This is a genomic window from Bradyrhizobium sp. INPA03-11B, from assembly GCF_040446015.1.
Lineage (GTDB): Bacteria > Pseudomonadota > Alphaproteobacteria > Rhizobiales > Xanthobacteraceae > Bradyrhizobium > Bradyrhizobium macuxiense_A.
This window is the reverse complement of sequence record NZ_JASGSR010000124.1, coordinates 1-22,795: the sequence shown is the minus strand read 5'-3', so window position 1 is coordinate 22,795 and position 22,795 is coordinate 1. Positions and strand designations below refer to the sequence as shown.

Annotated in this window: 24 protein-coding genes; 9 read left to right on the top strand and 15 right to left on the bottom strand. The window is 63.6% G+C overall.

Annotation, left to right across the window (positions count from 1 at the left end; translation table 11 throughout):
* Window positions 1–84: 84 nt before the first annotated feature.
* Together QMZ05_RS33780 and QMZ05_RS33775 are read right to left on the bottom strand one after the other, a co-directional pair.
* Window positions 85–1,248 (bottom strand): crosslink repair DNA glycosylase YcaQ family protein, encoded by a 1,164-nt coding sequence (locus tag QMZ05_RS33780; RefSeq protein ID WP_353704683.1) that lies wholly within the window; start codon window positions 1,246–1,248, stop codon window positions 85–87.
* A gap of 105 nt (window positions 1,249–1,353) precedes the next feature.
* A complete protein-coding gene (locus QMZ05_RS33775) occupies window positions 1,354–1,596 on the bottom strand; it encodes a hypothetical protein (RefSeq protein ID WP_353704682.1) in 243 nt (80 codons plus the stop codon).
* A 153-nt stretch (window positions 1,597–1,749) separates the two neighbouring features.
* Here QMZ05_RS33775 and QMZ05_RS33770 point away from each other — a divergent pair, with 153 nt between their 5' ends.
* Complete coding sequence (locus QMZ05_RS33770; RefSeq protein ID WP_353704681.1) at window positions 1,750–2,379, top strand: OmpA family protein; 630 nt, start codon at window positions 1,750–1,752, stop codon at window positions 2,377–2,379.
* A gap of 63 nt (window positions 2,380–2,442) precedes the next feature.
* On the opposite strand, the gene QMZ05_RS33765 is transcribed toward QMZ05_RS33770, so the two are convergent.
* Window positions 2,443–3,747, bottom strand: a complete 1,305-nt coding sequence (locus QMZ05_RS33765; protein ID WP_353704680.1) for a phospholipid carrier-dependent glycosyltransferase — start codon at window positions 3,745–3,747, stop codon at window positions 2,443–2,445.
* Window positions 3,748–4,086: 339 nt separating this feature from the next.
* Between QMZ05_RS33765 and QMZ05_RS33760 the strand changes: the two genes are divergently transcribed.
* Together QMZ05_RS33760 and QMZ05_RS33755 are read left to right on the top strand one after the other, a co-directional pair.
* A complete protein-coding gene (locus tag QMZ05_RS33760) occupies window positions 4,087–4,689 on the top strand; it encodes a FecR domain-containing protein (RefSeq protein ID WP_353704686.1) in 603 nt (200 codons plus the stop codon).
* 2 nt (window positions 4,690–4,691) lie between these two features.
* The gene (locus QMZ05_RS33755; protein WP_353704679.1) at window positions 4,692–5,864 is read left to right on the top strand and encodes a hypothetical protein; all 1,173 of its coding nucleotides are present in this window, start codon (window positions 4,692–4,694) and stop codon (window positions 5,862–5,864) included.
* On the opposite strand, the gene QMZ05_RS33750 is transcribed toward QMZ05_RS33755, so the two are convergent.
* The 4 genes from QMZ05_RS33750 to QMZ05_RS33735 form a co-directional block, all read right to left on the bottom strand.
* Complete coding sequence (locus QMZ05_RS33750; protein WP_353704678.1) at window positions 5,854–6,672, bottom strand: carotenoid biosynthesis protein; 819 nt, start codon at window positions 6,670–6,672, stop codon at window positions 5,854–5,856. The two genes, QMZ05_RS33755 and QMZ05_RS33750, sit on opposite strands and share 11 nt — an antisense overlap.
* A 237-nt stretch (window positions 6,673–6,909) precedes the next feature.
* Window positions 6,910–7,236: a hypothetical protein gene (locus QMZ05_RS33745; RefSeq protein ID WP_353704677.1), complete on the bottom strand. Its 327-nt coding sequence runs from the start codon at window positions 7,234–7,236 to the stop codon at window positions 6,910–6,912.
* Window positions 7,237–7,406: 170 nt separating this feature from the next.
* Window positions 7,407–7,670, bottom strand: coding sequence for a hypothetical protein (locus tag QMZ05_RS33740; protein WP_353704676.1), 264 nt, complete (start codon window positions 7,668–7,670; stop codon window positions 7,407–7,409).
* 168 nt (window positions 7,671–7,838) lie between these two features.
* Window positions 7,839–9,515 carry a glycosyltransferase family 39 protein gene (locus tag QMZ05_RS33735; RefSeq protein ID WP_353704685.1) on the bottom strand — a complete coding sequence of 559 codons (1,677 nt, stop codon included), beginning with the start codon at window positions 9,513–9,515 and terminating at the stop codon, window positions 7,839–7,841.
* Window positions 9,516–10,191: 676 nt separating this feature from the next.
* Here QMZ05_RS33735 and QMZ05_RS33730 point away from each other — a divergent pair.
* The gene (locus tag QMZ05_RS33730; protein ID WP_050424015.1) at window positions 10,192–10,863 is read left to right on the top strand and encodes a response regulator transcription factor; all 672 of its coding nucleotides are present in this window, start codon (window positions 10,192–10,194) and stop codon (window positions 10,861–10,863) included.
* Window positions 10,863–12,287 (top strand): HAMP domain-containing sensor histidine kinase, encoded by a 1,425-nt coding sequence (locus QMZ05_RS33725; RefSeq protein ID WP_353704684.1) that lies wholly within the window; start codon window positions 10,863–10,865, stop codon window positions 12,285–12,287. Before QMZ05_RS33730 ends, QMZ05_RS33725 begins: the two co-directional genes overlap by 1 nt.
* Before the next feature lie 72 nt (window positions 12,288–12,359).
* Here the strand turns inward: QMZ05_RS33725 and QMZ05_RS33720 are convergent, their stop codons facing one another.
* Window positions 12,360–12,794: a VOC family protein gene (locus tag QMZ05_RS33720; RefSeq protein ID WP_353704675.1), complete on the bottom strand. Its 435-nt coding sequence runs from the start codon at window positions 12,792–12,794 to the stop codon at window positions 12,360–12,362.
* Between the two features lie 105 nt (window positions 12,795–12,899).
* Window positions 12,900–13,913 carry an alpha/beta fold hydrolase gene (locus QMZ05_RS33715; RefSeq protein ID WP_353704674.1) on the bottom strand — a complete coding sequence of 338 codons (1,014 nt, stop codon included), beginning with the start codon at window positions 13,911–13,913 and terminating at the stop codon, window positions 12,900–12,902.
* Between the two features lie 278 nt (window positions 13,914–14,191).
* Here QMZ05_RS33715 and QMZ05_RS33710 point away from each other — a divergent pair, with 278 nt between their 5' ends.
* Window positions 14,192–15,718 (top strand): amidohydrolase family protein, encoded by a 1,527-nt coding sequence (locus QMZ05_RS33710; protein ID WP_353704673.1) that lies wholly within the window; start codon window positions 14,192–14,194, stop codon window positions 15,716–15,718.
* Between the two features lie 136 nt (window positions 15,719–15,854).
* Here QMZ05_RS33710 and QMZ05_RS33705 read toward each other — a convergent pair whose 3' ends face one another.
* Together QMZ05_RS33705 and QMZ05_RS33700 are read right to left on the bottom strand one after the other, a co-directional pair.
* On the bottom strand, window positions 15,855–16,592 hold the full coding sequence (locus QMZ05_RS33705; protein ID WP_353704672.1) for an enoyl-CoA hydratase-related protein: 738 nt from the start codon (window positions 16,590–16,592) through the stop codon (window positions 15,855–15,857).
* A gap of 48 nt (window positions 16,593–16,640) precedes the next feature.
* A complete protein-coding gene (locus QMZ05_RS33700) occupies window positions 16,641–17,165 on the bottom strand; it encodes a cupin domain-containing protein (protein WP_353704671.1) in 525 nt (174 codons plus the stop codon).
* A 144-nt stretch (window positions 17,166–17,309) separates the two neighbouring features.
* On the opposite strand from QMZ05_RS33700, the gene QMZ05_RS33695 reads away from it, so the two are divergent.
* A complete protein-coding gene (locus QMZ05_RS33695) occupies window positions 17,310–17,525 on the top strand; it encodes a CsbD family protein (protein ID WP_050424052.1) in 216 nt (71 codons plus the stop codon).
* A 58-nt stretch (window positions 17,526–17,583) separates the two neighbouring features.
* On the opposite strand, the gene QMZ05_RS33690 is transcribed toward QMZ05_RS33695, so the two are convergent.
* Genes QMZ05_RS33690 through ggt form a run of 3 tightly spaced genes read right to left on the bottom strand, consistent with a single transcriptional unit; the run spans window position 17,584 to window position 20,700 of the window.
* Complete coding sequence (locus QMZ05_RS33690; RefSeq protein WP_353704670.1) at window positions 17,584–18,591, bottom strand: D-2-hydroxyacid dehydrogenase family protein; 1,008 nt, start codon at window positions 18,589–18,591, stop codon at window positions 17,584–17,586.
* 28 nt (window positions 18,592–18,619) lie between these two features.
* On the bottom strand, window positions 18,620–19,078 hold the full coding sequence (locus tag QMZ05_RS33685) for an FKBP-type peptidyl-prolyl cis-trans isomerase (protein ID WP_074127875.1): 459 nt from the start codon (window positions 19,076–19,078) through the stop codon (window positions 18,620–18,622).
* Between the two features lie 35 nt (window positions 19,079–19,113).
* Window positions 19,114–20,700 carry a gamma-glutamyltransferase gene (gene ggt, locus QMZ05_RS33680; RefSeq protein WP_353704669.1) on the bottom strand — a complete coding sequence of 529 codons (1,587 nt, stop codon included), beginning with the start codon at window positions 20,698–20,700 and terminating at the stop codon, window positions 19,114–19,116.
* A gap of 171 nt (window positions 20,701–20,871) precedes the next feature.
* Here ggt and QMZ05_RS33675 point away from each other — a divergent pair, with 171 nt between their 5' ends.
* Complete coding sequence (locus QMZ05_RS33675) at window positions 20,872–21,624, top strand: rhodanese-related sulfurtransferase (protein WP_353704668.1); 753 nt, start codon at window positions 20,872–20,874, stop codon at window positions 21,622–21,624.
* Window positions 21,617–21,832 (top strand): SlyX family protein, encoded by a 216-nt coding sequence (locus QMZ05_RS33670; RefSeq protein WP_353704667.1) that lies wholly within the window; start codon window positions 21,617–21,619, stop codon window positions 21,830–21,832. Before QMZ05_RS33675 ends, QMZ05_RS33670 begins: the two co-directional genes overlap by 8 nt.
* Before the next feature lie 30 nt (window positions 21,833–21,862).
* Here the strand turns inward: QMZ05_RS33670 and QMZ05_RS33665 are convergent, their stop codons facing one another.
* Window positions 21,863–22,750, bottom strand: a complete 888-nt coding sequence (locus QMZ05_RS33665; RefSeq protein WP_353704666.1) for a LysR family transcriptional regulator — start codon at window positions 22,748–22,750, stop codon at window positions 21,863–21,865.
* Window positions 22,751–22,795 lie beyond the last annotated feature (45 nt).

Sequence of the window (22,795 nt, the reverse complement as noted above, 5' to 3'; positions counted from 1 at the left end):
ACCCTAACCCTCCCCCGCAAGCGGAGAGGGAACGCAGTTCCGTTGCAGATGCTTGCTCAGGCTAATCTCAGCGTGCTCTGGAAATTACTCCGCCAACTGGAAGCGCGCGAAGCGGTCGAGTTCCTCCTCAATGCGGCGCTTCAGTTCCTTGCGCGAGGCCTGCTTCTTGCCGTTGCCGACCCAGCTCCATTTCTGCATCAGCAGCTTCCGGTCCTGCCGGTCGGTCTTGAGGTCGAGAGCGGCGACGATGTCGTCGCCGACCAGCACCGGCAGCGCGAAATAGCCGAACACGCGCTTCTCCTTCGGCACATAGGCCTCGAAGCGGTGGCCGTAGCCGAAGAACAGCTCGGTGCGCTTGCGCTGGATGATCAGCGGATCGAACGGCGAGAGGATGTGCACCAGGGCGGGATCCCCCTCGCCGGTCGCTTCCAGCACCTCGGGCCGCGCCCAATGCTCCTGCTTGCCGGCGCCGTCGAGCGCGATCCGCACCAGCTCCTTGCGGCGCACCCTCGCCTCGATCAGGCCGCGCACCGCCTTCTTGCTCGGCGCGTCCAGGTGGCAAATCGAATCCAGGCTGACGATGCCCTGCGAGCGCAACGCGCGATCGAGCAGATAGGCCGTCCGGGCCGCGGCCGGCGCTGCCTTCGGCGGCTTGTCCCAGCCGAAATGCCTACCCATCAGCTCGTAGGTCTTCAGCATGCCGGCGCGCTCGCTGATGGTGACCACGCCGCCATAGAAGGCGAGCTGCAGCGCACGCTTCGAGGGTTTCCGGCTCTGCCAGAGATGCTCCTTCTCGGTCAGCACGTCGTCTTCGATGTCGCGGATGGTCAGCGGACCCTCGCGCAGCAGCCGCATGATCTTGCGCGTATCCGCCGGGGTCACCGACGAATACCATTTGTGCCCATCGCGCTTGTGCGCCTTCATGACAGGCAGGAAAATGCCGATGTCCTTGGACGGAATGTAGGACAGCGCGTGCGTCCAGTATTCGAACACGCTCTTGTCCTGGCTCTGCGCCTGCTTGAGGTCGGCGCGGCGGTAGTCCGGAATCCGGCTGAACAGGATATGGTGATGGCAGCGCTCGATCACGTTGATGGTATCGATCTGCACATAGCCGAGATGGTCGACGGCCGCCGCCACGGCTGACGCGCCCTCCCCGAACGGTGCCTGGATATCGAGCCGCTGGGCGCGCAGCCAGATATGGCGGGCTGCGGCATTGTTCAGGGATAAGGGTTCGGCGGCGCGGGGCATTGCCCCGGCAATGTAGTGAGATTCGCGCCGCTGTGGAGAGCGGTGCGAGGGAAATCAGCCGTGCATGATCATCGCCTCTGGACGTTGGGCGGCGCGTCGAGCCGACTACTGCGATCCAACGGCTCGCCGCAACCAGGGAACATCCGCCAGCGCCGCGGCGAGCGCGGCGCTTTCCTCATGGAAGACCCGGGACGAATGACCGCCGACCGGAAACCAGCCGCGGCCATCTTCCACGTCCCGCCGATACTCCTCGAAGCCAACAGTCCGATCCGGCCGAAGGAAGATATCGACGCAGCGCGAGGCACCTTCGTCATCGATCGAGCGAAGGACGCGATTGACGTGGGCCATGATATCCTCCTCCCCACCACGCGCCCCCGCCGGCAGTGGCAGTCTATCCAACAGTGACCTACATCACATTCGCGGCTTTGAACCCGTCCTAGGTTCCCAGCATCAAAACGATAGCAGCCGGATTGGCTGGCCGGACACTTAAGGACCAAAACCATGACCCGCTCCCATTCCTTGTCTCTTTTGACAATCGGCGCTGCGCTGTCGATGACGGCGGGCGTCGCACTGGCCGGCAGCGACACCGTTCCGGCCGCCCAGATCCTCAATGCGTTGAAGCCGAAGTCGGCCACCCGCAGCCTCTCCGGCACACCGGTCGACCCGGCCGCTTCGGCCAAGGAGGCAAGCTTCCTCAACAGCGTTCGCAACCGGCAGACCCGCTCGCTGTCATTGGGCGAACGCCAGGAGATCGCCGACATCGCCGCCAACAAGCCGAAGATCGATCTGGAGATTCACTTCGACTACAACTCGGCGGAGATCGCCAAGGGCTCGGCCCAGGCGGTGCAGGAGCTCGGCAAGGCGCTGTCGGATGCCAGCATGAAGGGCTCGACCTTCGTCCTCGCCGGCCACACCGATGCGATCGGCAGCGAGGCCTACAACCAGGATCTCTCGGAGCGCCGCGCCGACACCATCAAGACCTATCTGGTCGAGCATTACGGCCTGAACGGCTCGGATCTCGTGACCGTCGGCTACGGCAAGACCCGGCCGAAGGACCCGAACGCGCCGATGGACCCGACCAACCGCCGCGTGCAGGTGGTCAACATGGAGACCAAGACGGCGCAGCAGTAATCTCCCGAACGTCCGATCCGCCTGTCAGACCCCGGCAGGCGGATCGCGTGTTTCGGAGGGATTTCAAATCCAGTTCTGGAACAGCATCAGCCGATTGAAGGTCGCGATCGACGTCTCGATCGCGGCGACCGTGATCGGCAGCATCGCGATAAAGCCCGCGCATCCGACCGCGACGAAGGCCCACAGCAACCAGCGCGGCGCGCCCTTGCGCGTCAAGGCGTAGACCAGCACGAAGCTCGCGGTGGTCGCCGCCGGCAGATAGTAATAGATGAAGCCGAGCGTGCGCGGCAGCAGCGCCCAGGCGAGATACGGACCGAGATAGAACGCAAGCACGAGAAACGCATCGCGGCTGCGGGCGACGATCCAATCGCGCAGCGCGACGATCAGCGCGATCAATGCCGGCCACAAGATCAGCGGATTGCCCAGAAACACGACCGCCGCGAAGCTGTCATCGCCGACCTTCTCGAACAGATACCAGACCGGACGCACCAGGAACGGCCAGGACGGCCATGAGCTCATATAGGTGTGGCCCGCAATCGCGGTCGTGGTGTTGTCGGCAAAGATGCGGCGCTGCGCCTCGATAATGTCGCTGAACGAGAGACCGTAGAGCGGCACAAAGGTCGCGAGATAGACGACCGCCGGAATCAGCACGAAACAGACAATGAAGTGCGGTAGACGGAAATCGGGCCACAGGTCCGGCCGGTACCAGTCCTCCGCATTGGCGTCGGCAAAGCGCGTGCGCCAGCCCTGCATCAGGCGGACCGCGGCAATGATCGCGACACAAGTCGCAAGCACGAACAATCCGCTCCATTTGCAGGCACACGCCAGCCCCGCGGCCAGTCCCACCAGCGCAAAAGCGGAGTGCGGCCGCGCGTGCCTGAAGCCTTGGATGAATGCTGCAATCGCGAACAGACAGAAGGCGAGCGCGAAAATATCCAGCATCGCGATCCGCGACTGCACGAACAGCATCTGGTTGAAGAAGGCCAGCAGCACGGCAGCGATCGCGCGTTCCTGCGACGCGAACAGCGCGAGCGCGCCGAGATAGACGGCGACCAGCGCCAGCGCGCCGAACAGCGCCGCGGGATAGCGCCATCCGAGCGGCACGTCGCCGAATGCCTTGATCGAGAGCGCGATGATCTCCTTGGCAAGCGGCGGATGCATCGGGTTGAGGATCGGGCCCTCGAGCACCGGCTGGAGCATCTGCCGCGCCGCCGGCACGTAATGCACCTCATCGAAATAGAGCTTGTCCGGCGCCGTGATCCCGAGCAGCAGCACGACGTGGGCGACGACGAAGATGATCGCCGCGACGATCGCCGTGCGAGCGGCCGGACGCCGCAGAACAGAAGGAGATTTGGATGCGATATTCAAAGGGCAAGCACGTGGAGGAGGACGAGTGTGAGCGAAGTGTGAGCTACGATCGCGCCGTTGCACGCGCCGCGTGTGACCTGTGTGATCGGAACTCACTTTCACAACCACAGCGTTGAACGCAATCGAAACGACAGAGACTAACCATCCAGTCACCTCGGGGGAGTTTGTGACATATATACAATATCAGATGCATGTCCGATCCGGTACGATGACTGCGTTCAGTCGATCGGTATTGCAATGAATTCGCCTCGCAGCCTTTTTTCCCTGCTTGCACTCGGTCTTTTCGTCGCCCTGACGGCGCATCCCGCTCAGGCGCAGACCCGCGTCGGCGAAGCGGCGATGGTGAAGAACGAGGTCGTCCGCGTAGCGGCTGCAACCACGCCGATCAATGTCGGCGACGCACTGCTGCGCGATGAGACGGTGCGCACCGGCCTCGAGAGCGCCGCGCGGCTGGTGATGGCCGACAGCACCAACCTCTCGCTTGGGCCGAATGCCTCACTCAAGCTCGATCGCACCGTGTTCGACGACGAGCATCACTATCGCGATGTCGCGGTCCGCCTGACCTCGGGTGCATTCCGCTTCGTCACCGGCCACTCGGACAAGGCCGCCTACAAGATCACCACGCCGCTTGCGACCATCGGTGTTCGCGGCACGGTGCTCGACATCCTGTCGCAGCGCGGCAAGACCACCGTGGTGTTGCAGGAAGGCGCATCGACGGTGTGTACGTCGAACCGGCAGTGCATCGACCTGACCCAGCCCGGCGACACTGCGATCATCACCTCGAGCGGCGGCCGCACCACGATCCAGAAGACCAACAACCCGCCCTGGACCTTTGCCGCGACCTGCACCCAGGCCGCAGGGCTCTGCACCGTCACCCAGTTCGCCGATGCGACACCGGTGACTCCGACGGTCGACGACACCGGCATGCTGTGCGGACGGTGACGATGGCGCGGCGCATCCATCACGTGGTCCTGTCGACGGCTCTGACGTTGGCGCTGTCGTTCGCGATGCTGCAGGCGCTGGCTGCGCCGGCGCAGGCTCAAACTCCAACGCCGCACTGCACGTCGATTCCCGATACCAACCTGTCAGCGTTTGTGTCGTCGAACTGTGGAGCGACCCCCACACCGACGCCCACCCCCACGCCGACACCCACTCCCACGCCAACACCGACGCCGACGCCGACGCCGACCCCAACGCCGAGTCCGTCGCCGACGCCGATCACCGGCGCTCCCTCGAGCGGCAGTTCGATCAACGGCCTCGCCGACCAGCGCTTCAACCAGATGATCACGAACCGCGTGCTCGGATCGGTGCTGCTCGGCGTCAACGAGCAGGTCAATTGCGACGACTGCATCAGTGCGTTCGGCTCCGCCGGCTCGTTCTCGGCCGGCATCCATGGCCGCAAGACCATCACGCCGAACCTGTCGCTGCTCGCCGGCATCGCCTACACGCAATATGGCGAGGGCGGCTACAACGTCACCAGCGCGCCGATCGGCGCCTTCGCGCTGCGCTATGACTTCGTCGACTGGGGCTCGTCGCGGCCGTTCTTCGACATCGGCAGCATCCTCTCGCCGTCGGAGAAGGTGCGCTACACCCGCAGCTACACGACCAGCCTCGGCCCGGTCTCGGTCACCGGCCAGACCTCGAGCGAGAATTACGGCGTGTACGGGCGCGCGGGCTGGATCAGCCGGCTGTCGGCGCGCGACGAGGTCGCGGCCTCGGTCGAGGTCTGGCAGCTATGGCAGCGGGTCAAGGGCTACAGCGATCCGGCGATAGCCTTCAATCCGTTCGACGCCACCATCGCCGACGGCACCGATCGCACCAGCCTGGTCAAGATCGGCGGCCAGTGGACGCGTCTGTTCGGATCGAGCATCGAAACCAACATCAATGGCGGCTGGGTGCAATCCTTCGCCACCCATTCCGGCATCGTCGCCACCGTCACCGGCGACGGCACCATCGTGCCGACGATCGGCAATCAGGGCTGGTTCGAATATGGCGGCCGCGTCGGCTTCCGCATCACCAAGGGCTGGATCGCTGACCTCTTCCTCAACGGCACCGCCGGACCGCAGCCGGTCGGCAACACGGTGCATGGCGGCGTCGGACTGCGGATCAGTTACTAGGACGGGAGCCGCCGTCTGGGCGCGCACCGTCCAGCAGCCGGATCAGCGCCAACAGCGACGTGAAGAACATGGTGAACACCATGATCACCACGGTCGCCGCACGGATATCCTGCAAGCGCCAGGACTGGCCCGCGGCGTCCACGATGACACCGGACTGACCCAACATCCACGGCACGACATGCGTGATGCCGCCGGAGACGTAGAACAGGATGCCGATGAGGCGCAGCCTGCGATCGGTGGCTTGATCGGGCCTGACCGGATCGTTGCGGTGGTGCAGGTACAGGGCAATGGCCTGGAAGAACAGCCATGAGGTCAACAGCCAACCGAAGAAATTTGACGGCGGCACACCGAACACGGCTCCGCCCTCGTGCCAGATCCATGCCTTGGCGATCGTCGCGCTGGGAGGGTCAACCACCAGATCCCACTGCGCGGTCACGAACGCCGCGACGACGGGCAACGCAATCACGTTGAACCGGCGATCCAGCCGCCGATCGGCCTCGCCGAGCAGGGTCGCGGCAACGACCCAGGAGAAATAGCCTGCACCGAACCACATTGGGCCGACGACGAACGGGATACGTCCGACGTTCAGAAGATCGGCACCGATCTCGAAATGATATCGGCCAAAGGGGAAGCCGGTGGTGACACCGATATTCTCCATTGCAAACCCGACTGCGACGCACGTCGCGAAGAAGACGAGAGCGGTCCTCGATCCATAGGAGGCGACCGCGTGCACGATCCCGCACGCAACGAAGGCGGCCGCAAGCAGCTGCGTTATCGGCGTCGGATTCCAGGAGAAGCCGATGCCCATCGCAAGGATCGCTGCGATGGCCGGCCAGATCACCACGTCTGCCTTCGATCCAAGCGAAGAACCGTCTGTCCGGCCGTGCATCACCCTGCCCCGTGCAATCGACATCCGCATCGACGGTAGTCAATTGGTTCAGCGGCGACAAGCCGGGCCCGGCTGTCGACCTTCAGCCGCACGCGGCCGAAGGTGAAGCACGGGCTCGGCCTCCGGTGTTCAAGACGCTCGGTCTTGCTGCCCCGTTCAGTCGTTGTCCCAGTAGCCATCCGAGTACCCATCGCGGTACCCATATGAATAGCCGTGGTCATATCCGCCCGGATATTCGTCGCCGTAATCGTACACGTGACGATGATAGTGGACGACAGGAGGCGAGTAATAATCCCGCTCGTAGACATAGGCCGGCGCCGCCCGCGCAGTCATGGTGGAGCCCAACAGGGCTCCGACGGCGAGACCGCCAACCACGCCGGCGGCCACGGCATCTCCCCGCCGCCAGCGCGCCATGGCTTCGGTCGATGCAAGACACCCCATCACGATGACCGCAGCGGTCGTGAGAACAGCTACTCGTTTCATGCACGCATATCCTTATTTGAGTTCGACAACCGCGCGGGCCGGTGGCAGCGATCAACCATCGCGCTTACCGCAGGATGACATCGTCGCGCGACCAGTATCCTGCTTCGCCGTGCCCTCGGTCCTGTTGTCGGCTTATCCGTGCCGGACGTCCGGCCCGCGGCAGAGAGCCTCTAGAACGTCACGAGGTCCTTGATCTCGCTCCGGACAAATCGCGGCACAACCCGTCTGCCCACGAAGTCATTCCAGTCCTTGAACTTCGACTTCGTTCTCGCCTCCGTGATCGCAGTCACGGCGCGAACGCTGAGGTGCGGAAGCTTCACCAACTCGCTGACAGGCGCGGTGTTGAGGTTGATCTTCTCGGTCCGGCCGACCGGCTCTCGTGTCGCGGGTACCTGGCGGGTCGAGCCGGTGACTGATGGAGATGTCTGTGCCAACGCGGTAGCACCGATGACGCAAACACCAAGGCTGATGCAAACCAACCGAGTAAACATGGAGCACTATCCTTCACGATATGACGCCCTTGACCCGCGGCCGATAAAGCGGCTGCCGATTACCGCAAGCTTACGGTCGCGATCGTGGCAGCGACTTTCTGAAGCATCCGGTCAGCGGATCACGTCGAACAGTCCGGCCCGACGCACTGTGGTGGATCGGCTCGCTGAGACATGCGTCCTTGCTCTGGCCAACATCGTTGCGAGGCTTGAAGCAGCACTGCCCGGCTCGCGAAGCGGCTCCACCAGGAATGCAACGAGGTTTCGCCTGACGCCTGGAATTCCGAACAAGCTCGATTGAATGGAAATTTCGCGCCTGACATAGTGCCCGGCCTGCGCCGCCATCCGCTCAGTCCATTCAACGCAATCATCCTGATCATCGAAGCAGAGCGCAGCCCAGCCGCGCTCCGGCGTCAGCTGGCGAGGCAGTGCCAATGAATACTGGTAGGCGAAAGGATCGCCATAGTACGGGTGATCGGAGCTGTAGAACGCCACCGCAAGCCCGAGGCTATCGTTGCCTCCGACGATCGACAGGGGCGTCCCCATCTCCTCGTGCCATAGGCGGGTGAGTTTGTCCGCCGCCTGGTGATAAAAGCTTCGTCCCTCCTCATAGCCGTGGCTGTTACGGTAAAGCGCATGAATCGGGGCTGCGATCACAGCAGCCACGATCGCGATACCGGCAACGAGGAGCGCGGCATTGACCGTGTAGAAGCGCTCGATCCGGTAGCGGGTGCTGCAAACAATCGGTACGGCAAGCAGGAACAATCCCTGCAGCGCCCATAGCGACGGCAAGTCGGTGCAGAGGAATATGGAGGTGATGAAAGGAAGCACGATCGTGCCGATCCCGACGTGCCAGAGCAGCTTCAGGTTTGGATCCGACGACGCCATATCGCGAGTCAGGCGCCTTATTCGATACCCGGCGATCATCACCCACGTCGCGGCGGACAGACTCACTGCCGCAGCAAGGCCCAGCAGGAAATTGGCTGCGTCTTGCAAAGACGTCACGAAATCGGCCCGCACATGGGTCGCTGCGTAGTAGACGGGCTCCGCGCCTGTCTCGGCCAGCCATTGCAGGTGCGGAAACAGCGCGAGCAGCCCGGCCGCAGTGGAGATCCAGGGCGAGCTGGAGGTGAAGTAGGCGCGCCGCGCGGGATGAATGATGGCCGACAACGCAAAGCTCGCCACCAGAAAGATGGAATAGTATTTGCCCAACATTGCCAGCGATGCCGTGAACCCGGCAGCAATCGCCCAGAGCGGCGCCCTGGTTTCAAAGGCACGGAGGAAGCAATAGGTCGCAAGCGGCCAGACCGCGAGCAACACCGCGTTGGCATTAAAGCGCTGCGCATGAAACTGATACGCCGGGGTCAGCATGAGCAGGAGCAGCACCAGCAGGCGCTTGTGCCCGCCGACAAACCGCCTTGCAATCAAGTCGACGAACCACAATGCCAGCGCTGCATTCGTCATCGCCATCAGCTGCAACGACCAGTCGGTCAGCGGAAAGACCGAGGTCCACGCGCCGGTCACCCATCCCATCAACGGCGGGTGCTTGGGATAACCCCACGCGAAATGCCGTCCATACGTCCAGGTCTCCAGCACGTCTGGATGCAGGCCAGCGCCGTGATAGGCCACTGCCAGATACAACGTCCAGATGCCGACGAAGCAGGCGAGCAGCAGTGGTACCGACCACCCTGCTTCGACCCCTTCCAGCCACCGGTTGAACGGGCGGCGCCAACACGCCGGATCGCGATCCGACCGCTTGGCCATCGCCGACAACGCAAAATCTACCGGCATGAAGCCTTCGTTTTCATATCGCGAACGCCATGTCGGCGCTTCCATCGACATGCTCTTCACAGCCAGCATTACGACAGCCTGACGCGGCTCAGCTCAGGTCTCCCGGGGGCCCTCGCCAACGCTGATGGCGGTCATGCGCCGGTAATGCTGATCGATGCCTCTGGCGGATCAATCTTGTCGAGGAGATCCGCATGCAAAGACTCGCCATCATGATGATCATGACGCTGATTGGCTTTGGAGTGCTTGGTGCTCGAAGCCGGCGCCGGTTACGGGGCAGCAGTGGCCGCAGGGGCCATTGACGCTTTGGCGATCGTTAGCCGCGGCGGCGATTGCGCGCACTCCGGCCGATGCGCATGACGACCACGATTCGCCTATCCACTCTGTCGAAGCACTCCTGCTCAGCATGACGCGATCTGGCTGCCCCTGAAGCCGAGGCGAAGAAGCGATTGAGCTCGATCGACGGAGCTTCGGCGCCCCTCCCGACGGGTCTTTCCGAGGGCAGCCAATCGGGCGGCGATCTCATCGCTTCCCGCATCAAAAAGACGACGGAAACGTCAAGGGAACGCCAATCACATCAACGTATTGAGATGAAATATCGCACTTTTCCGACCAGCCGTAATCTTATGGTAATCCGTCCGTAATGGTAGAAGCCGTGTCTCATGCTTGGGAGAATGCGGTGCGAGTTCTGGTCGTGGAGGATGACCCTCAGCTTGGGCCATGGCTGCGGGATACTCTGGGAACGGCCTTCGGCTCATCTGATATGGTCACGACGCTCGAGGAAGGCCGGGCCGCGATTGCCGTCCGGAATTTTGAACTCGTGGTGATCGACCGCGGACTACCGGATGGCGACGGCCTGGCCTTGCTGCGCGACCTGAAGCAACAGAAGCCGAGCCCCGCGACGATCGTGCTGACGGCACTTGACGATCCCGTCGATATTGCGCGCGCCCTCGACGACGGGGCGGACGATTATGTGGCCAAACCATTTGAACCGATCGAGCTGGTCGCAAGAGCAAAAGCGGTACTCCGGCGTCTGTTCCTGGATCGAGGGGCGGTCGTTCGCATCGGCAATCTCAGCTACGACGTCCTCAATCGCGAGGTCTGCGTCGATCACCAGCCGATTGTCGTCCCGCGGCGTGAACTGGCAATCCTGGAAGCCATGGTGCGGCGGATCGGGCGCGTGGTCCTGCGCGAGACGCTTGAAGTTGCGGCCTATGATTTTGACGACGAGATTCAATCGAACGCGATCGAGGCGCATGTTTCGCGGCTGCGCCGACGGCTCCGTGCGGCCAACTGCAGGATCGTCATCAAGCCGGTCCGTGGCCTCGGCTATCTGTTGAGTGGTGAATGATGATGTCCAAGTGGCAAACCCTCAAGCGCATCCATCGCTCGATTGCCGTGCTGTCCGCGACGCTCATCGGCGCCGTGACGACGATCATGCTGCTCTGCGCGGCAGCCTTGCTGATCCGGTTTGGCGGCGACGACGACGGCACCTGGGCCGCGGCCGACGTCGCCGACGCCTTGAAGGCAGCCGTCACACGCAACGAGGCGGGCCAGCTCGCCCTCAAGCACACCTCGCGGCTGGAGGAGATCACCCGCAATTTTCCGACGTTCTGGTATGTCGTCTCCGACAAGAGTGGCGAGGTCAGCTACGGACCGGTGCCGAAATGGCGTCCGCAAAAGACGCTGGTGTCACGCGACGGGACGAGTTTCCTCGCCTATGCGATCGACGGCGAAACCACAAAGCTGAAGAAGATGGCCGGCGTCCGAAACACGCCGGTGGGCGAGGTATGGATCGAAACCGGTGGCGTGGCCTATACGGCAACGCAACTGACGGTCGGAACGCTTACCGATGCAACGATCGTTGCGCTCCCCATCATCCTCGTGCTGGCAGCGACGGCGTTTACTGCCATGGTTTTCGTGCCGACGCTGATTGCGCGTCCCGTTCGGGCCGTCGCCGCGGCCGCCGAGATGATCGACGGGGTTTCCGATGGCCGCAGGCTGCCGGAAGACAATGCACCATCCGAGCTCTTGCCTCTCGTCATGGCCTTCAATCGCGCGCTGTCGCGGATCGACACCGCTTCAAAAGCGCAGCGAAATTTCCTGTCGAATGCGGCACATGAACTTCGGACGCCCTTGACCAATGCGCGCACCATCCTCGAGCAGGTCGAGGACGCTCCGTTGCGTACCAAGCTGATAGCCGAGAACCAGAAGCTGTCGTCGATTGTCACCATGCTGCTGCAGTTGGCGCGCATCTCGGCCGAACCCGCCGAACTGATCGACATGGATCTTGCTGCGCTCGCGCGCAGGGTGGCGGCCGAACACGTGCCAATGGCTTTGAAGAACGGAAGCGATGTCGAGTTCACCGAGCCGCGTCACCCGGTCCGGGTGCGCGGTTCGGAAACCGCGATCGGCGTTGCACTCTCGAATCTGATCCGAAACGCCGTGACGCATGGTAGCGCGGGCGGATCCGTCCTCATCAAGGTCGAGGCGCCGGCGCGGTTGAGCGTTGTTGACTTCGGATCCGGTCTCGGGCTTGGCCAACCCGAACGTCTACTCGAACCCTTCAAGCGTGGAAACACCGGCGCGGAAGGGACGGGGCTCGGGCTTTCGATCGTTTCCCAGGTGATGACCACCCACAACGGCAGTGTTTCCCTCCGCGATACGCCGGGAGGCGGCACCACGGTCGAACTGAACTTTCCGGCCCTTCCCTGCCAACCGTCCGAGCTGCCGCAGGGGAGAAAGGCCGCCCACGCTGTGACCGACGCTGCCTGAAGCGAACATCCCTCGCCTCGCGCAAGCGAGGCGGGGGAGCGAGGGAGAACGGCTCACGCCGCCTTGCCGCGATCAGGCGGTGGCCGCGGCGGACTGCTTCGTCGCAGCCTCGACGTCCATCCACATCACTTCCCAGATGTGACCATCGGGATCCTCGAAGCTGCGGCCGTACATGAAGCCATAGTCCTGCTTCGGCGACGGATCGGCGGTGCCACCCGCGCCGGTGGCTTTGGTCACGTAGCCGTCGACGGCGTCGCGGTTATCGGCGGAGAGGCAGACCAGCACCTCGCTCGTGGTCTTGGCGTCGGCGATCTTTTTCGACGTAAACTGGCGGAATTTGTCATGGGTCAGCAGCATGACGAAGATCGCCTCCGAGATCACCATGCAGGAGGCGGTGTCGTCGGAGAATTGCGGGTTCTTGGTCGCGCCGATCGCCTCATAGAACGCAGTGGCATGGGCAAGATTGCTGACCGGCAGGTTGACGAAGATCATTTTGGGATTGGCCATGAGAAGCACTCCAATTGGCGGGGTTGTGACCCGAGGACGAACCGCATAGCCGCTTCCCGACATCGCCGCGCAAATTTTTCTTGCGGCGTCGTGCCGCAGGCCGCCTCAGGTCACGATCGGCGCCGGCATGGTCAGAAATGCCCGTGTCACATGCCAGAACAGCTCACGATTGGTGGCGAGGGCCACCGAATGGGCGGTGCCGGGCAGGATGATGAACTGCCGGTCGCCATTCGACAGCTTGTTGAAGAACTCCTCGAGATCGGGGACCGCCGCGATCCCGTCATATTCGCCGCGAACCAGCAGCACCGGCGCCAGCACCTTCTCCGGATGCACCACCGGCAAATTGGCGGTCATGTCGAGATAGGTGCCGGTCGGGATCTGGTCGCCGAACTGCATCTCGACATCGGCCAGCACCTCGATCACCGCCGGGTCCGACGTGCCGGGCCGGTCGCGGGTTGCAATCGAGCGGATCATGTCGCGGTCGCGCTTGCGCATGTTGTGGCTGCGGTAATAGGCAAGCTGCTCGGCGCGCTTCGCCAGTGTCGGCGAACCGTCGCCCTTGTACGTGAAGGCGGCGAACACCAGCCGGCCGATCCGCTCGGGCGCCGCCATCGCGAAGGCACCGGCCCGCAGCGCGCCGGAGGATTCGCCGATGAAGTGATATCGCCTCTCGCCGGTCTCGCACGCGATCACCTCGACCGCGGCCTTGAGGTCCTCGACGCCGCTCGCAATATCCGCATTGCCCGACGTGCGGCCGGACTTGCCGTAGTTCTCGTGGTCCATGGTCCAGCAATCGAAGCCGTAGCGCGCGAACACATTGAGCAGCGAGTACTCGCCCTTGCCCGGCACCGGGAGGTCGAACACCCTCGATGTCACCGACGAGCCGTGCACGAAGAACACCACCGGCCGCGCCGGCTCGCCCGGCTTCGGCGCGCCGATCCGCTTGCGGAACATCCACAAGGGGACGTCGCCCTTCTTCGCCCAATATTCGTTGCTCCATATTTCTCCCTCAGTGGGAACGGCCATCGCAGCTTGCGCAGGCGCTGCGCCGAGCACTCCGGCGGTTGCAACCCCAATGCCCTTGATGATGGTGCGCCGCGAATGGTCTGAATGCTTCATGGCTGGCCTCCCCTTCGGAACAACGGAGCTTCGTTCGACCCCCGAGTTGCGCGATGCTAGCATCCACAACCGTCATTGCGAGCGCAAGCGAAGCAATCCATGGCGCCGCTTGCGGAAGCGTGGATTGCTTCGTCGCTTGCGCTCCTCGCAATGACGGAGCGGTGATGCACGATCTTGTGAACGCACATTCCGGCATTCTGCGCGGACGACGGACGGACTTGGTCCTAGTCTCCGCCGCGGTCCGACCGGAACAATCCGGCGAGAAGCGGGAGCGAAGAATGAGCAGCAATCTCACCGACGAAGAACTTGCCGCCTTGATGCCCTCGGAACTGTGCCAGCACCAGACGCCGATCCCGACCCAGATCGTCTCCAGCGACGAGTTCTATCCCGACCCGCAGAACGAACGGCAGCGCGAGGTCGAGGCGCGACTGCTGGCGATGGCCGACGATCTCGGCGGCAAGCAGGGCCTCGATCGCCGCAGGTTCTTCCAGACCGCGGCCGGCATGGCCGCTTCCTTTGTCGCGATGAACCAGGTCTACGGGGAGCTGTTCGACGTGACGCCGGCGGAAGCCGCAACACCCGCGATGGCGCAAGACCGCGCGAACGGGTTGAAAGACCAGTTCATCATGGACATGCACACGCATTTCCTGCGCGACGACACCCGCATCATGGGCTTTGTGGAAATGCGCAAGGCGGTCGGCAAGGCCGGCTGGAATAAGGAGCTCAATGATCACGAGCAGACCATCGAGGATCTGAAGTTCAACAACTACAAGAAGGAGATGTTTCTCGATTCCGACACCAAGATCGCGCTGATCTCCTCGGCGCCTTCGGATATCGAGCAGGATTGGTTCCTCACCAACGAGCAGATGGCCGACGCGCGCAAGAAGATGAACGACGAGGCCGGCTCGCGCCGTGTGTTCTGTCACGCGATCTTCACGCCCGGGCAGCCCGGCTGGCTCGACAAGCTGGACGCTGCGCTGGCGCTGAAGCCGGAATCCTGCAAGGGCTACACGATCGGCGACAACACCCACAAGGAGATCAGCCGCTACCCCTGGCGGCTGGACGACGAGAAGGTCGCCTACAAGGGCTATGAGAAGATGGTGAAGGCGGGCATCAGGAATGTCTGCGTCCACAAGGGACTGTTCCCGCCCGGGATCGAGAAGCGGTATCCGAACCTGCGCGGCTTCGCCGACGTCGCCGATGTCGGCCAGGCCGCCAAGGACTGGCCGCAGCTCAACTTCATCATCTACCACTCGGCCTATCGCCATGTCGGCGGCGATCCCAGGGTCGCGCTCGCCGAATTCGAGCGCACCGGCCGCATCGCCTGGACCTCCGACCTCGCCGACATCCCGGCGCAGTATAGCGTCAACAATGTCTACGGCGATGTCGGGCAGCTATTCGCGACCACGCTGGTCGCCGAGCCCAATGTCTGCGCCGCGCTGATCGGCACCCTGATCAAGGGGCTCGGCGTCGACCACGTCTGCTGGGGCACCGACGCACTGTGGACCGGCGCGCCGCAATGGCAGATCGAGGGACTGCGGCGGCTGGAGATCCCCGAAATGATGCAGAAGAAGTTCGGCTACGCGCCGCTTGGGCCCGCCGATGGACCGGTGAAGACCGCGATCTTCGGCGACAACAATGCGCGGCTCTACAACCTCCAGCCGAAGCGCGCGATGCTCGACATCAAGGGCGACGGCTTTGCGATGATGAAGGCGCGGTATGAGAAGGCCGGCCCCGAGCCGTCGCACACGCGCTACGGCTATGTAGTGCCGAACGGGGCGATCGATCACCGGGTGTTTGTGTAGCCTCAACTTGTCATTCCGGGGCTCGCGAAGCGAGAACCCGGAATCCATTTCACCGCTGAAATTGTGGTGAGATGGATTCCGGGCTCGACGCTACGCGTCGCCCTGGAATGACGAGCGGAGGGCTCAGCGCGTCCGGCTATTTTCCCGTAAATCTCGGCTTGCGCTTCTCGCTGAAGGCCTTGACGCCTTCCTTGAGATCCTCGCTGTCCCTGACTTCGTCGAGCAGCCGCCGTACGTCGGCGACCGTTTCCAACGGCCCCTTCGGCATGGCTTCACGGGCGAGCTTCTTCAGCGCGCGGACCACCAGCGGCGCGTTGCCGGCGATCTTCGCGGCCATCTCCTGTGCCATCGCGATATGTTGCCCCTTTGGCACAACCTTGTTGACGAAACCGATCTGGTAGGCGCGCTCCGCCGACATCTCCTCGCCGACCAAAAGAAACTCCATCGCGATCTTGTGCGGCATGCGCGCCATCACCGACGAGACGCCACCCGCCGTGGTTCCGATCTTGCCCTCGGGATAAATGAAGCGCGTCGTCTCCGATGCCACGCACAAATCGGCCATCTGGACCAGCACGAAGGCCCCGCCGACCACCCAGCCAGACGTCGCCGCGACGACCGGCTTGTCCAGCTCGACGCCCAGACCGGGGACGGCGTGCCACATATTGACTGGAAGGTCGCCCACATCGGCGCCGACCGAGAAATACTTCTCCTCCGAGGAAGCCAGCACCGCGACGCGATCGTCGCCATCGCGGAAGCGCAGCCAGGCATCGCGCAACTCGCTGCACAGCGCATTGTTCAGCGCATTGTGCTTTTCGGTGCGGGTCATCGTGATGGTGGCGACGTGATCCGCACTCTCGTAACGAACGAGCGTCATGCTGGCCTCCCTGTTTTGTTGTTATTTCAACGCGGCCTGGCCGCCTCGTCACTTCTTCTCGTCGGGATGCCGGTGCACCGGATCGACCCACAGCACGTTCTCCGGCTTCTCGACCGGCTCGATGTCGAGATTGATCGCGACCGCCTCGCCGTCGGAGCGCACCAGCACGCATTCCAGCACCTCGTCGGGACTGGCATTGATCTCCTGATGCGGCACGTAGGGCGGCACGAAGATGAAATCCCCGGGGCCGGCTTCGGCGGTGAACTGCAGCTTCTCGCCCCAGCGCATCCGCGCCCTGCCCTTCACGACATAGATGATGCTTTCGAGATGACCGTGATGATGCGCGCCGGTCTTGGCGTCCGGCTTGATGCTGACGGTGCCCGCCCACAATTTCTGCGCGCCGACGCGGGCGAAATTGATCGCCGCCTTGCGGTCCATGCCGGCCGTCGACGGGACGTTCGGATCGAGCTGGTTGCCGGGAATCACGCGGACGCCGTCGTGCTTCCAGCGCTCGTCGTCGTGATGGTGATGACCGTGGTCATGAGAATGGGTGTGATCGTGGGAACCGCTCATCGTTCTTGCTTTCGTTGGTCGAGTTTCGTGCCTGGAACGCTACCGAAAAGCGCGCGCGCAGGCGAGCGCAAAATCGGAACATTGCCAATCGGAACATCGCGATATCCCAGCGCGTTGCGTCATCGTATTTCGAAGGAGTATTTCATGACCAGCACGACCGACAAGATCAGGGGCAGGGCCAACGAGGCGATCGGCAGGCTCAGGCGGCGCATTGGCAAGGCCACCGGTTCTCCGGCGATGCAGGGCCGAGGCGCGATCCAGGAAGCCAAGGGCAAGGGACAGAAAGCACTTGGCGGCGCCAAGCGGATCGTCAGAAATGCGCTCAAAAGAGCGACCTCAGCGGCCCATTGGCCTCGCTGAACGATAGACGAGGCGGCCGGCCGGATCGGGCCCGGCGTTCGAGCATGTGCGACGCTCGTCAGCCGCGCGGGCGCGGATGTGCCAGCACATCCGGATGTGCGAGCACATCCGGATTCACCACATTGATCGGCGTACCGGCGGCGTAGGCCACGATCTGATCGAGGATATCGGTGAACTGGATCTCGTATTCGTCGCGCGAGACGTAACCGAGGTGCGGCGTGCAAACCACATTGTCCATGTTGAGCAGCGGGTCTGACGTGTCGCGCAGCGGCTCCTTTTCATAGACATCGACCGCGGCCATACCGGGGCGGCCGGCGCGCAGCGCATCGACCAGCGCGCCCGGCGCGATCAGCGGCGCGCGGCTGGTATTGACGATCAGCGCGGTGTCTTTCATCCGCGCCAGGTCTTCCGCCTTGACGATGCCGCGCGTGGCGTCGACCAGCCGCATATGCAGCGACAGCACGTCGCAGCGGGCAAAGAAATCGGCCTTGCTGGCCGCGGTCTCGTAGCCGTCGGCACGGGCCTTCGCCAGCGCGCCCTCGCGTGCCCAGACCAGCACGTTCATGCCGAACGCCTTGCCATAGCCCGCGACCACCGCACCGATGCGGCCGTAGCCGTAGATGCCGAGCGTCTTGCCGCGCAACGTATGGCCGACGCCGATCTGCCATTTGCCGGCCTTCAGCGCCCCCATCTGTTGCGGGATCGCGCGCATCGCGGCGAGGATCAGGCCCCAGGTGAACTCGGCGGTGGCGTAAGACGGCGTATCGGCATGCTGGCTCGACGACACGATGATGCCGAGCCGCGTGCAGGCGTCGATGTCGATATGCGGATAGACGCTGCGCTGGCTGATCAGCTTCAGCTTCGGCAGCCGTTCCAGCAGCGGGGTGCGGATCTGGGTGCGTTCCCGGATCAGGACCAGCGCATCGGTGTCGCGCAGCCGTTCCGCGAGCGCGTCGACGTCCTGAACATGATCGTTCCAGATCGTGACGTCGTGGCCGTGGAGCTTGCGGAAGCAATCGAGGGTGCGCAGCGTGTCGAAATAATCGTCGAGGATCGAGATCTTCATCGCTGCGCCTCCCCGTTTTGGGTGCCGCTTACTTTACGCCAAGCAGCTCGACGTCGAACATCAGCGTCGCATTCGGCGGGATCACGCCGCCGGCGCCGCGCGCGCCGTAGCCGAGGTTCGGCGGGATGATCAGCGTACGCTTGCCGCCGACCTTCATGGTGGCGACGCCCTCGTCCCAGCCCTTGATCACGTGGCCCTGGCCGATCGGAAACTCGAACGGCTCGTTGCGATCGACCGAGGAGTCGAATTTCTTGCCCTTCTGGCCGTTCTCGTAGAGCCAGCCGGTGTAGTGCATGACGCAGGTCTGGCCGGGCTTCGGCGAGGCGCCGGTGCCGACCTTGCTGTCGATGATCTGGAGGCCTGAAGCTGTGGTCATGGGCTTTCCTGCGGTTTGGGCCGTTGCCGGACCGCCGGCAACGGATGTGGAGACTGCCGCCGCAAGGCCGGCGAACGCAGTCCTGATGATCGTGCGTCGTGAAGATTGCATCCGGGACGTCCTTCCTTGATTGATATCGATCGCGATCAGTAGCCGAGCGCGCAACCGTCCTTGCGCGGATCGGAGCCGCCGGTCAGCGTGCCCTTCTCCCAATCGATCCAGATCCCCTGGCCGCCGCCGAGCGGCGCGACCACGCTGGTGGTCTTGTGGCCGATCTTCTTCAGGCCTTCGACAATCTCCGCCGGCACGCTGTCCTCGAGCTGATAGACGCCCTCGTAATGCAGGCCGCGCGGCATGTCGATCGCTTCCTGAATGTCACAGCCATAGTCGAGCATGTTGGTCAGCACATGGGTCTGGCCGACCGGCTGATACTGCCCGCCCATCACGCCATACGGCATCACCGCACGGCCGTTCCTGGTGGCCAGCGCCGGGATGATGGTGTGCAGCGGACGCTTGCCCGGTGCGATGCAGTTCGGATGGCCGGGCTGGATACGGAAGCCGCCGGCGCGGTTCTGCAGCAGGACGCCGGTCTTGTTGGAGACGATCGCCGAGCCGAACGAATGCGCGATCGAGTTGATGAAGGAGCAGACGTTGCGATCCTTGTCGACCACCGTGATGTAGACGGTCGACGGATTCATCGGCGGCGCAACATTCGGCAGTTCGAGCAGCCGGTCCATCCGGATGTTCTTGATGTGCTCGTCGGCGAATTCCTTCGAAAGGATGCCGGCGACATCGACGTGGGCGTGCTGGGGATCGGCGATATACTGCTCGCGCATCATGTAGGCGATGCGCGCGGCCTCCGCCTCGAGGTGGAAGCGCTCGATGCTGAGCGGCTTGAACTTGGTCAGGTCGAAGCGCGACAGGATGTTGAGCATCACCAGCATGGTGATGCCCGGGCCGTTCGGCGGGCACTGCCAGACGTCGTAGCCCTTGTACATCGTGCCGATCGGCGAGGTCGTCTCGGTCGAATGCGCCGCAAAGTCCTCCAGCGTGTGCAAGCCGCCGATGCCGCGCAGCGTGTCGACCATGTCGGCGGCGATCTCGCCGCTATAGAAGGCATCGCGGCCCTTTTGCGCGATGGCGCGCAGCGTCTTGCCGAGCTCGGGCTGGCGGATCACGTCGCCCGCGACCGCGGGCTTGCCGTGCGGCAGCAGATAGCGCTCGGTGTTGGTGCCGTTCTTCAGCTTCTCGAAGCCGTTTTTCCAGTCGAAGGCGATGCGCGGAGCGACGACATAGCCTTCTTCGGCGGCCTTGATCGCGGGCTGCAGCAGCCGGTCGAAGCCGAACTTGCCGTGATCCCTGAGGATCACGTCCCAGGCATCGATGGCGCCGGGAATGCTGACGGCGTGCGCCGAGGTCAGCGGCACCGAATGGATCTTGCGTTCGAGATACCAGTCGGCGGTCGCCGCCATCGGCGCCCGGCCGCTGCCGTTGTAGGCCGTGATCTTGCCCTCGCCCCTCGGCTGGATCAGCGCAAAGCAGTCGCCGCCGATGCCGGTCGATTGCGGTTCGATGACGCCGAGCAGCGCGCAGGCCGCGACCGCTGCGTCAGCGGCCGTGCCGCCCTCGCGCATCACCTCGAGGGCCACCAGCGCCGCCTGCGGATGCGATGTGGCGACCATCGCGTTCTGGGCGTGGACCGTGGAACGGCCGGCGAAGTGGAAATTCCTCATAACGGAGAGCTCGCTTGATCGTGATGGGCTGATGCTGCTGCGGCGGATGGTGCGGAGTACATGGCACATTCATCCCGGGCAGAGCAATGCCTGGCATGCCAGAGGGATTATCCCGGTAATGCATGGCTTTGCGGGGTTACGCCGACCCGGCCGGCCTGATAAACCCCGGCCATGCCCCTCAAGGTCGCCGCCTTCTACCAGTTCGCCGCGCTGCCCGACTTCCGCGCGTTGCGCGAGCCGCTGCGCGCGCTCTGCGCGGAGCTCGATCTCAAGGGCAGCGTGCTGCTCGCGCATGAGGGCATCAACGGCACCATCGCCGGCAGCGACCAAGCGATCGATGGCTTCGTAGCCGAACTCAGGCACGGGCCGCTGTTCGGCGGCCGCCTCGACAATCTCGAGCTGAAATTCTCCGAGGCCGCGCAGATGCCGTTCCAGCGGCTCAAGGTACGGCTGAAGAAAGAGATCGTGACGCTCGGCGATACCACGGTCGATCCGACGCGGCAGGTCGGCACCTACGTCGACGCCGCCGACTGGAACGAACTCATCGCCTCGCCCGACATCATGGTGCTCGACACCCGCAACGCGTTCGAGGTCGCGATGGGCAGCTTCGAAGGCGCGATCGATCCCAGGATCGCGAGCTTTGGACAATTCAAGGAATTTGCCGCGCGGCACCTCGATCCCGCGAAGCACCGCCGGATCGCAATGTTCTGCACCGGCGGCATCCGCTGCGAGAAGGCGAGCGCCTATCTGCTCACGCAGGGCTTCGCCGAGGTCTATCACCTCAAGGGCGGCATCCTCAGATATCTCGAGGAAACGTCGCAGCAGGACAGCCGCTGGCGCGGCGACTGCTTTGTGTTCGACGAGCGTGTCGCGCTCGGCCACGGGCTGCGCGAGCGTGGACGCAAGGACGCCACGCATGAGTGACACGGCAAGACTGAACGAACGGATCGATGCGCTGGAGGTCCGCCTGACCTATCAGGACGAAGCCATCGAGACGCTCAACCAGACCATCACGGCGCAATGGAAGCAGATCGATGCGTTGACGCGCCAGCTCGCCGAGTTGCGCGACCGGCTTCAGGAGGCCGAACGCCAGGCGCCCGGCCCCGCCAGCGAGCGCCCACCGCACTATTGATCGGTGCCGCAGGAATGCGGCAGCACCGGACTACATGTTGCTCGCCTGACGCATCGGCTTCGCGCCGCTGAAGAACAGGCTGGACAACCGCTGCACCATCGCCGTCGCACGGCTGCCCTCGAGGCCCGGTCGAACACACAGCAAGCGCTTCTGCACCGGAAGCTCCGGAAGATAATAGTCCTTCGCCGAAATCAGCGAGGACGGGATCATCCGCTCGGGGCACGCCGTCAGGCCGTATCCGGCCCGTGCGGCTTCCAGTCGCAGCTGGTGGTTCGGGCTCCTGAACACGATCTTGTACGAGATGTTGTGCTTGGTGAGCGTCCGGATCATCCAGTCGTCACCCGGCCACGCCAGGATCGGGATCGGGGCGCCCGGCCGCAGGACAAAATCGCGTGATCGTACCCACACCGAACGCTCGTCGGCCTCGGCGGCGATTGTTACCTCGTCTTCGTTCTCAAGCGACGGATTGCTGTAGACGAAGGCGATGTCGATGTAGCCGTCGATCAATCCCCTGATCACGATCGGCGACATGTCGGCGTGAACCAGCACGTCGGCGAGCGCATCGGCCGGATGCAGCTTGAGGAATTCGTCGGCAAGCATCGTGCTCATGCCGAGCCGCAACGGCTGCGGTCCTTCATGATTGCCGCCGAGCCGAAGCAGTTGATCGTTCGCTTCGAGGATGCGCCTTGCCTGCTGCACGGCAACCTTGCCGAGCTCGGTGGTCGTGGTGCCGTTTGCCGTTCTGACGAAGAGCGCGCCACCAATCAGGCTCTGCAGTCGTTTGACCTGCGAACTGATCGCCGGCTGACTGAGGCCGAGACGTTCGCCGGCCTTCGATAGACTTCCCGTCTCCGCAATCGCAACGACGGTGCGAACAATCTCAGTAGGAATATTCAAATGCTGACGTGGTCTGTGCATCGCGAGCCCTCCAATCTCAGCACGGGACGCAATTCGTTCTCCAGT

Coding starts and splice junctions, on each gene's coding strand:
- QMZ05_RS33780 (WP_353704683.1), bottom strand. CDS start 1,248: ATGCCCCGCGCCGCCGAACCCTTATCCCTGAACAATGCCGCAGCCCGC.
- QMZ05_RS33775 (WP_353704682.1), bottom strand. CDS start 1,596: ATGGCCCACGTCAATCGCGTCCTTCGCTCGATCGATGACGAAGGTGCC.
- QMZ05_RS33770 (WP_353704681.1), top strand. CDS start 1,750: ATGACCCGCTCCCATTCCTTGTCTCTTTTGACAATCGGCGCTGCGCTG.
- QMZ05_RS33760 (WP_353704686.1), top strand. CDS start 4,087: ATGGTGAAGAACGAGGTCGTCCGCGTAGCGGCTGCAACCACGCCGATC.
- QMZ05_RS33755 (WP_353704679.1), top strand. CDS start 4,692: ATGGCGCGGCGCATCCATCACGTGGTCCTGTCGACGGCTCTGACGTTG.
- QMZ05_RS33750 (WP_353704678.1), bottom strand. CDS start 6,672: ATGGGCATCGGCTTCTCCTGGAATCCGACGCCGATAACGCAGCTGCTT.
- QMZ05_RS33745 (WP_353704677.1), bottom strand. CDS start 7,236: ATGAAACGAGTAGCTGTTCTCACGACCGCTGCGGTCATCGTGATGGGG.
- QMZ05_RS33735 (WP_353704685.1), bottom strand. CDS start 9,515: ATGCCGGTAGATTTTGCGTTGTCGGCGATGGCCAAGCGGTCGGATCGC.
- QMZ05_RS33725 (WP_353704684.1), top strand. CDS start 10,863: ATGATGTCCAAGTGGCAAACCCTCAAGCGCATCCATCGCTCGATTGCC.
- QMZ05_RS33720 (WP_353704675.1), bottom strand. CDS start 12,794: ATGGCCAATCCCAAAATGATCTTCGTCAACCTGCCGGTCAGCAATCTT.
- QMZ05_RS33715 (WP_353704674.1), bottom strand. CDS start 13,913: ATGAAGCATTCAGACCATTCGCGGCGCACCATCATCAAGGGCATTGGG.
- QMZ05_RS33710 (WP_353704673.1), top strand. CDS start 14,192: ATGAGCAGCAATCTCACCGACGAAGAACTTGCCGCCTTGATGCCCTCG.
- QMZ05_RS33705 (WP_353704672.1), bottom strand. CDS start 16,592: ATGACGCTCGTTCGTTACGAGAGTGCGGATCACGTCGCCACCATCACG.
- QMZ05_RS33700 (WP_353704671.1), bottom strand. CDS start 17,165: ATGAGCGGTTCCCACGATCACACCCATTCTCATGACCACGGTCATCAC.
- QMZ05_RS33695 (WP_050424052.1), top strand. CDS start 17,310: ATGACCAGCACGACCGACAAGATCAGGGGCAGGGCCAACGAGGCGATC.
- QMZ05_RS33690 (WP_353704670.1), bottom strand. CDS start 18,591: ATGAAGATCTCGATCCTCGACGATTATTTCGACACGCTGCGCACCCTC.
- QMZ05_RS33685 (WP_074127875.1), bottom strand. CDS start 19,078: ATGCAATCTTCACGACGCACGATCATCAGGACTGCGTTCGCCGGCCTT.
- ggt (WP_353704669.1), bottom strand. CDS start 20,700: ATGAGGAATTTCCACTTCGCCGGCCGTTCCACGGTCCACGCCCAGAAC.
- QMZ05_RS33675 (WP_353704668.1), top strand. CDS start 20,872: ATGCCCCTCAAGGTCGCCGCCTTCTACCAGTTCGCCGCGCTGCCCGAC.
- QMZ05_RS33670 (WP_353704667.1), top strand. CDS start 21,617: ATGAGTGACACGGCAAGACTGAACGAACGGATCGATGCGCTGGAGGTC.
- QMZ05_RS33665 (WP_353704666.1), bottom strand. CDS start 22,750: ATGCACAGACCACGTCAGCATTTGAATATTCCTACTGAGATTGTTCGC.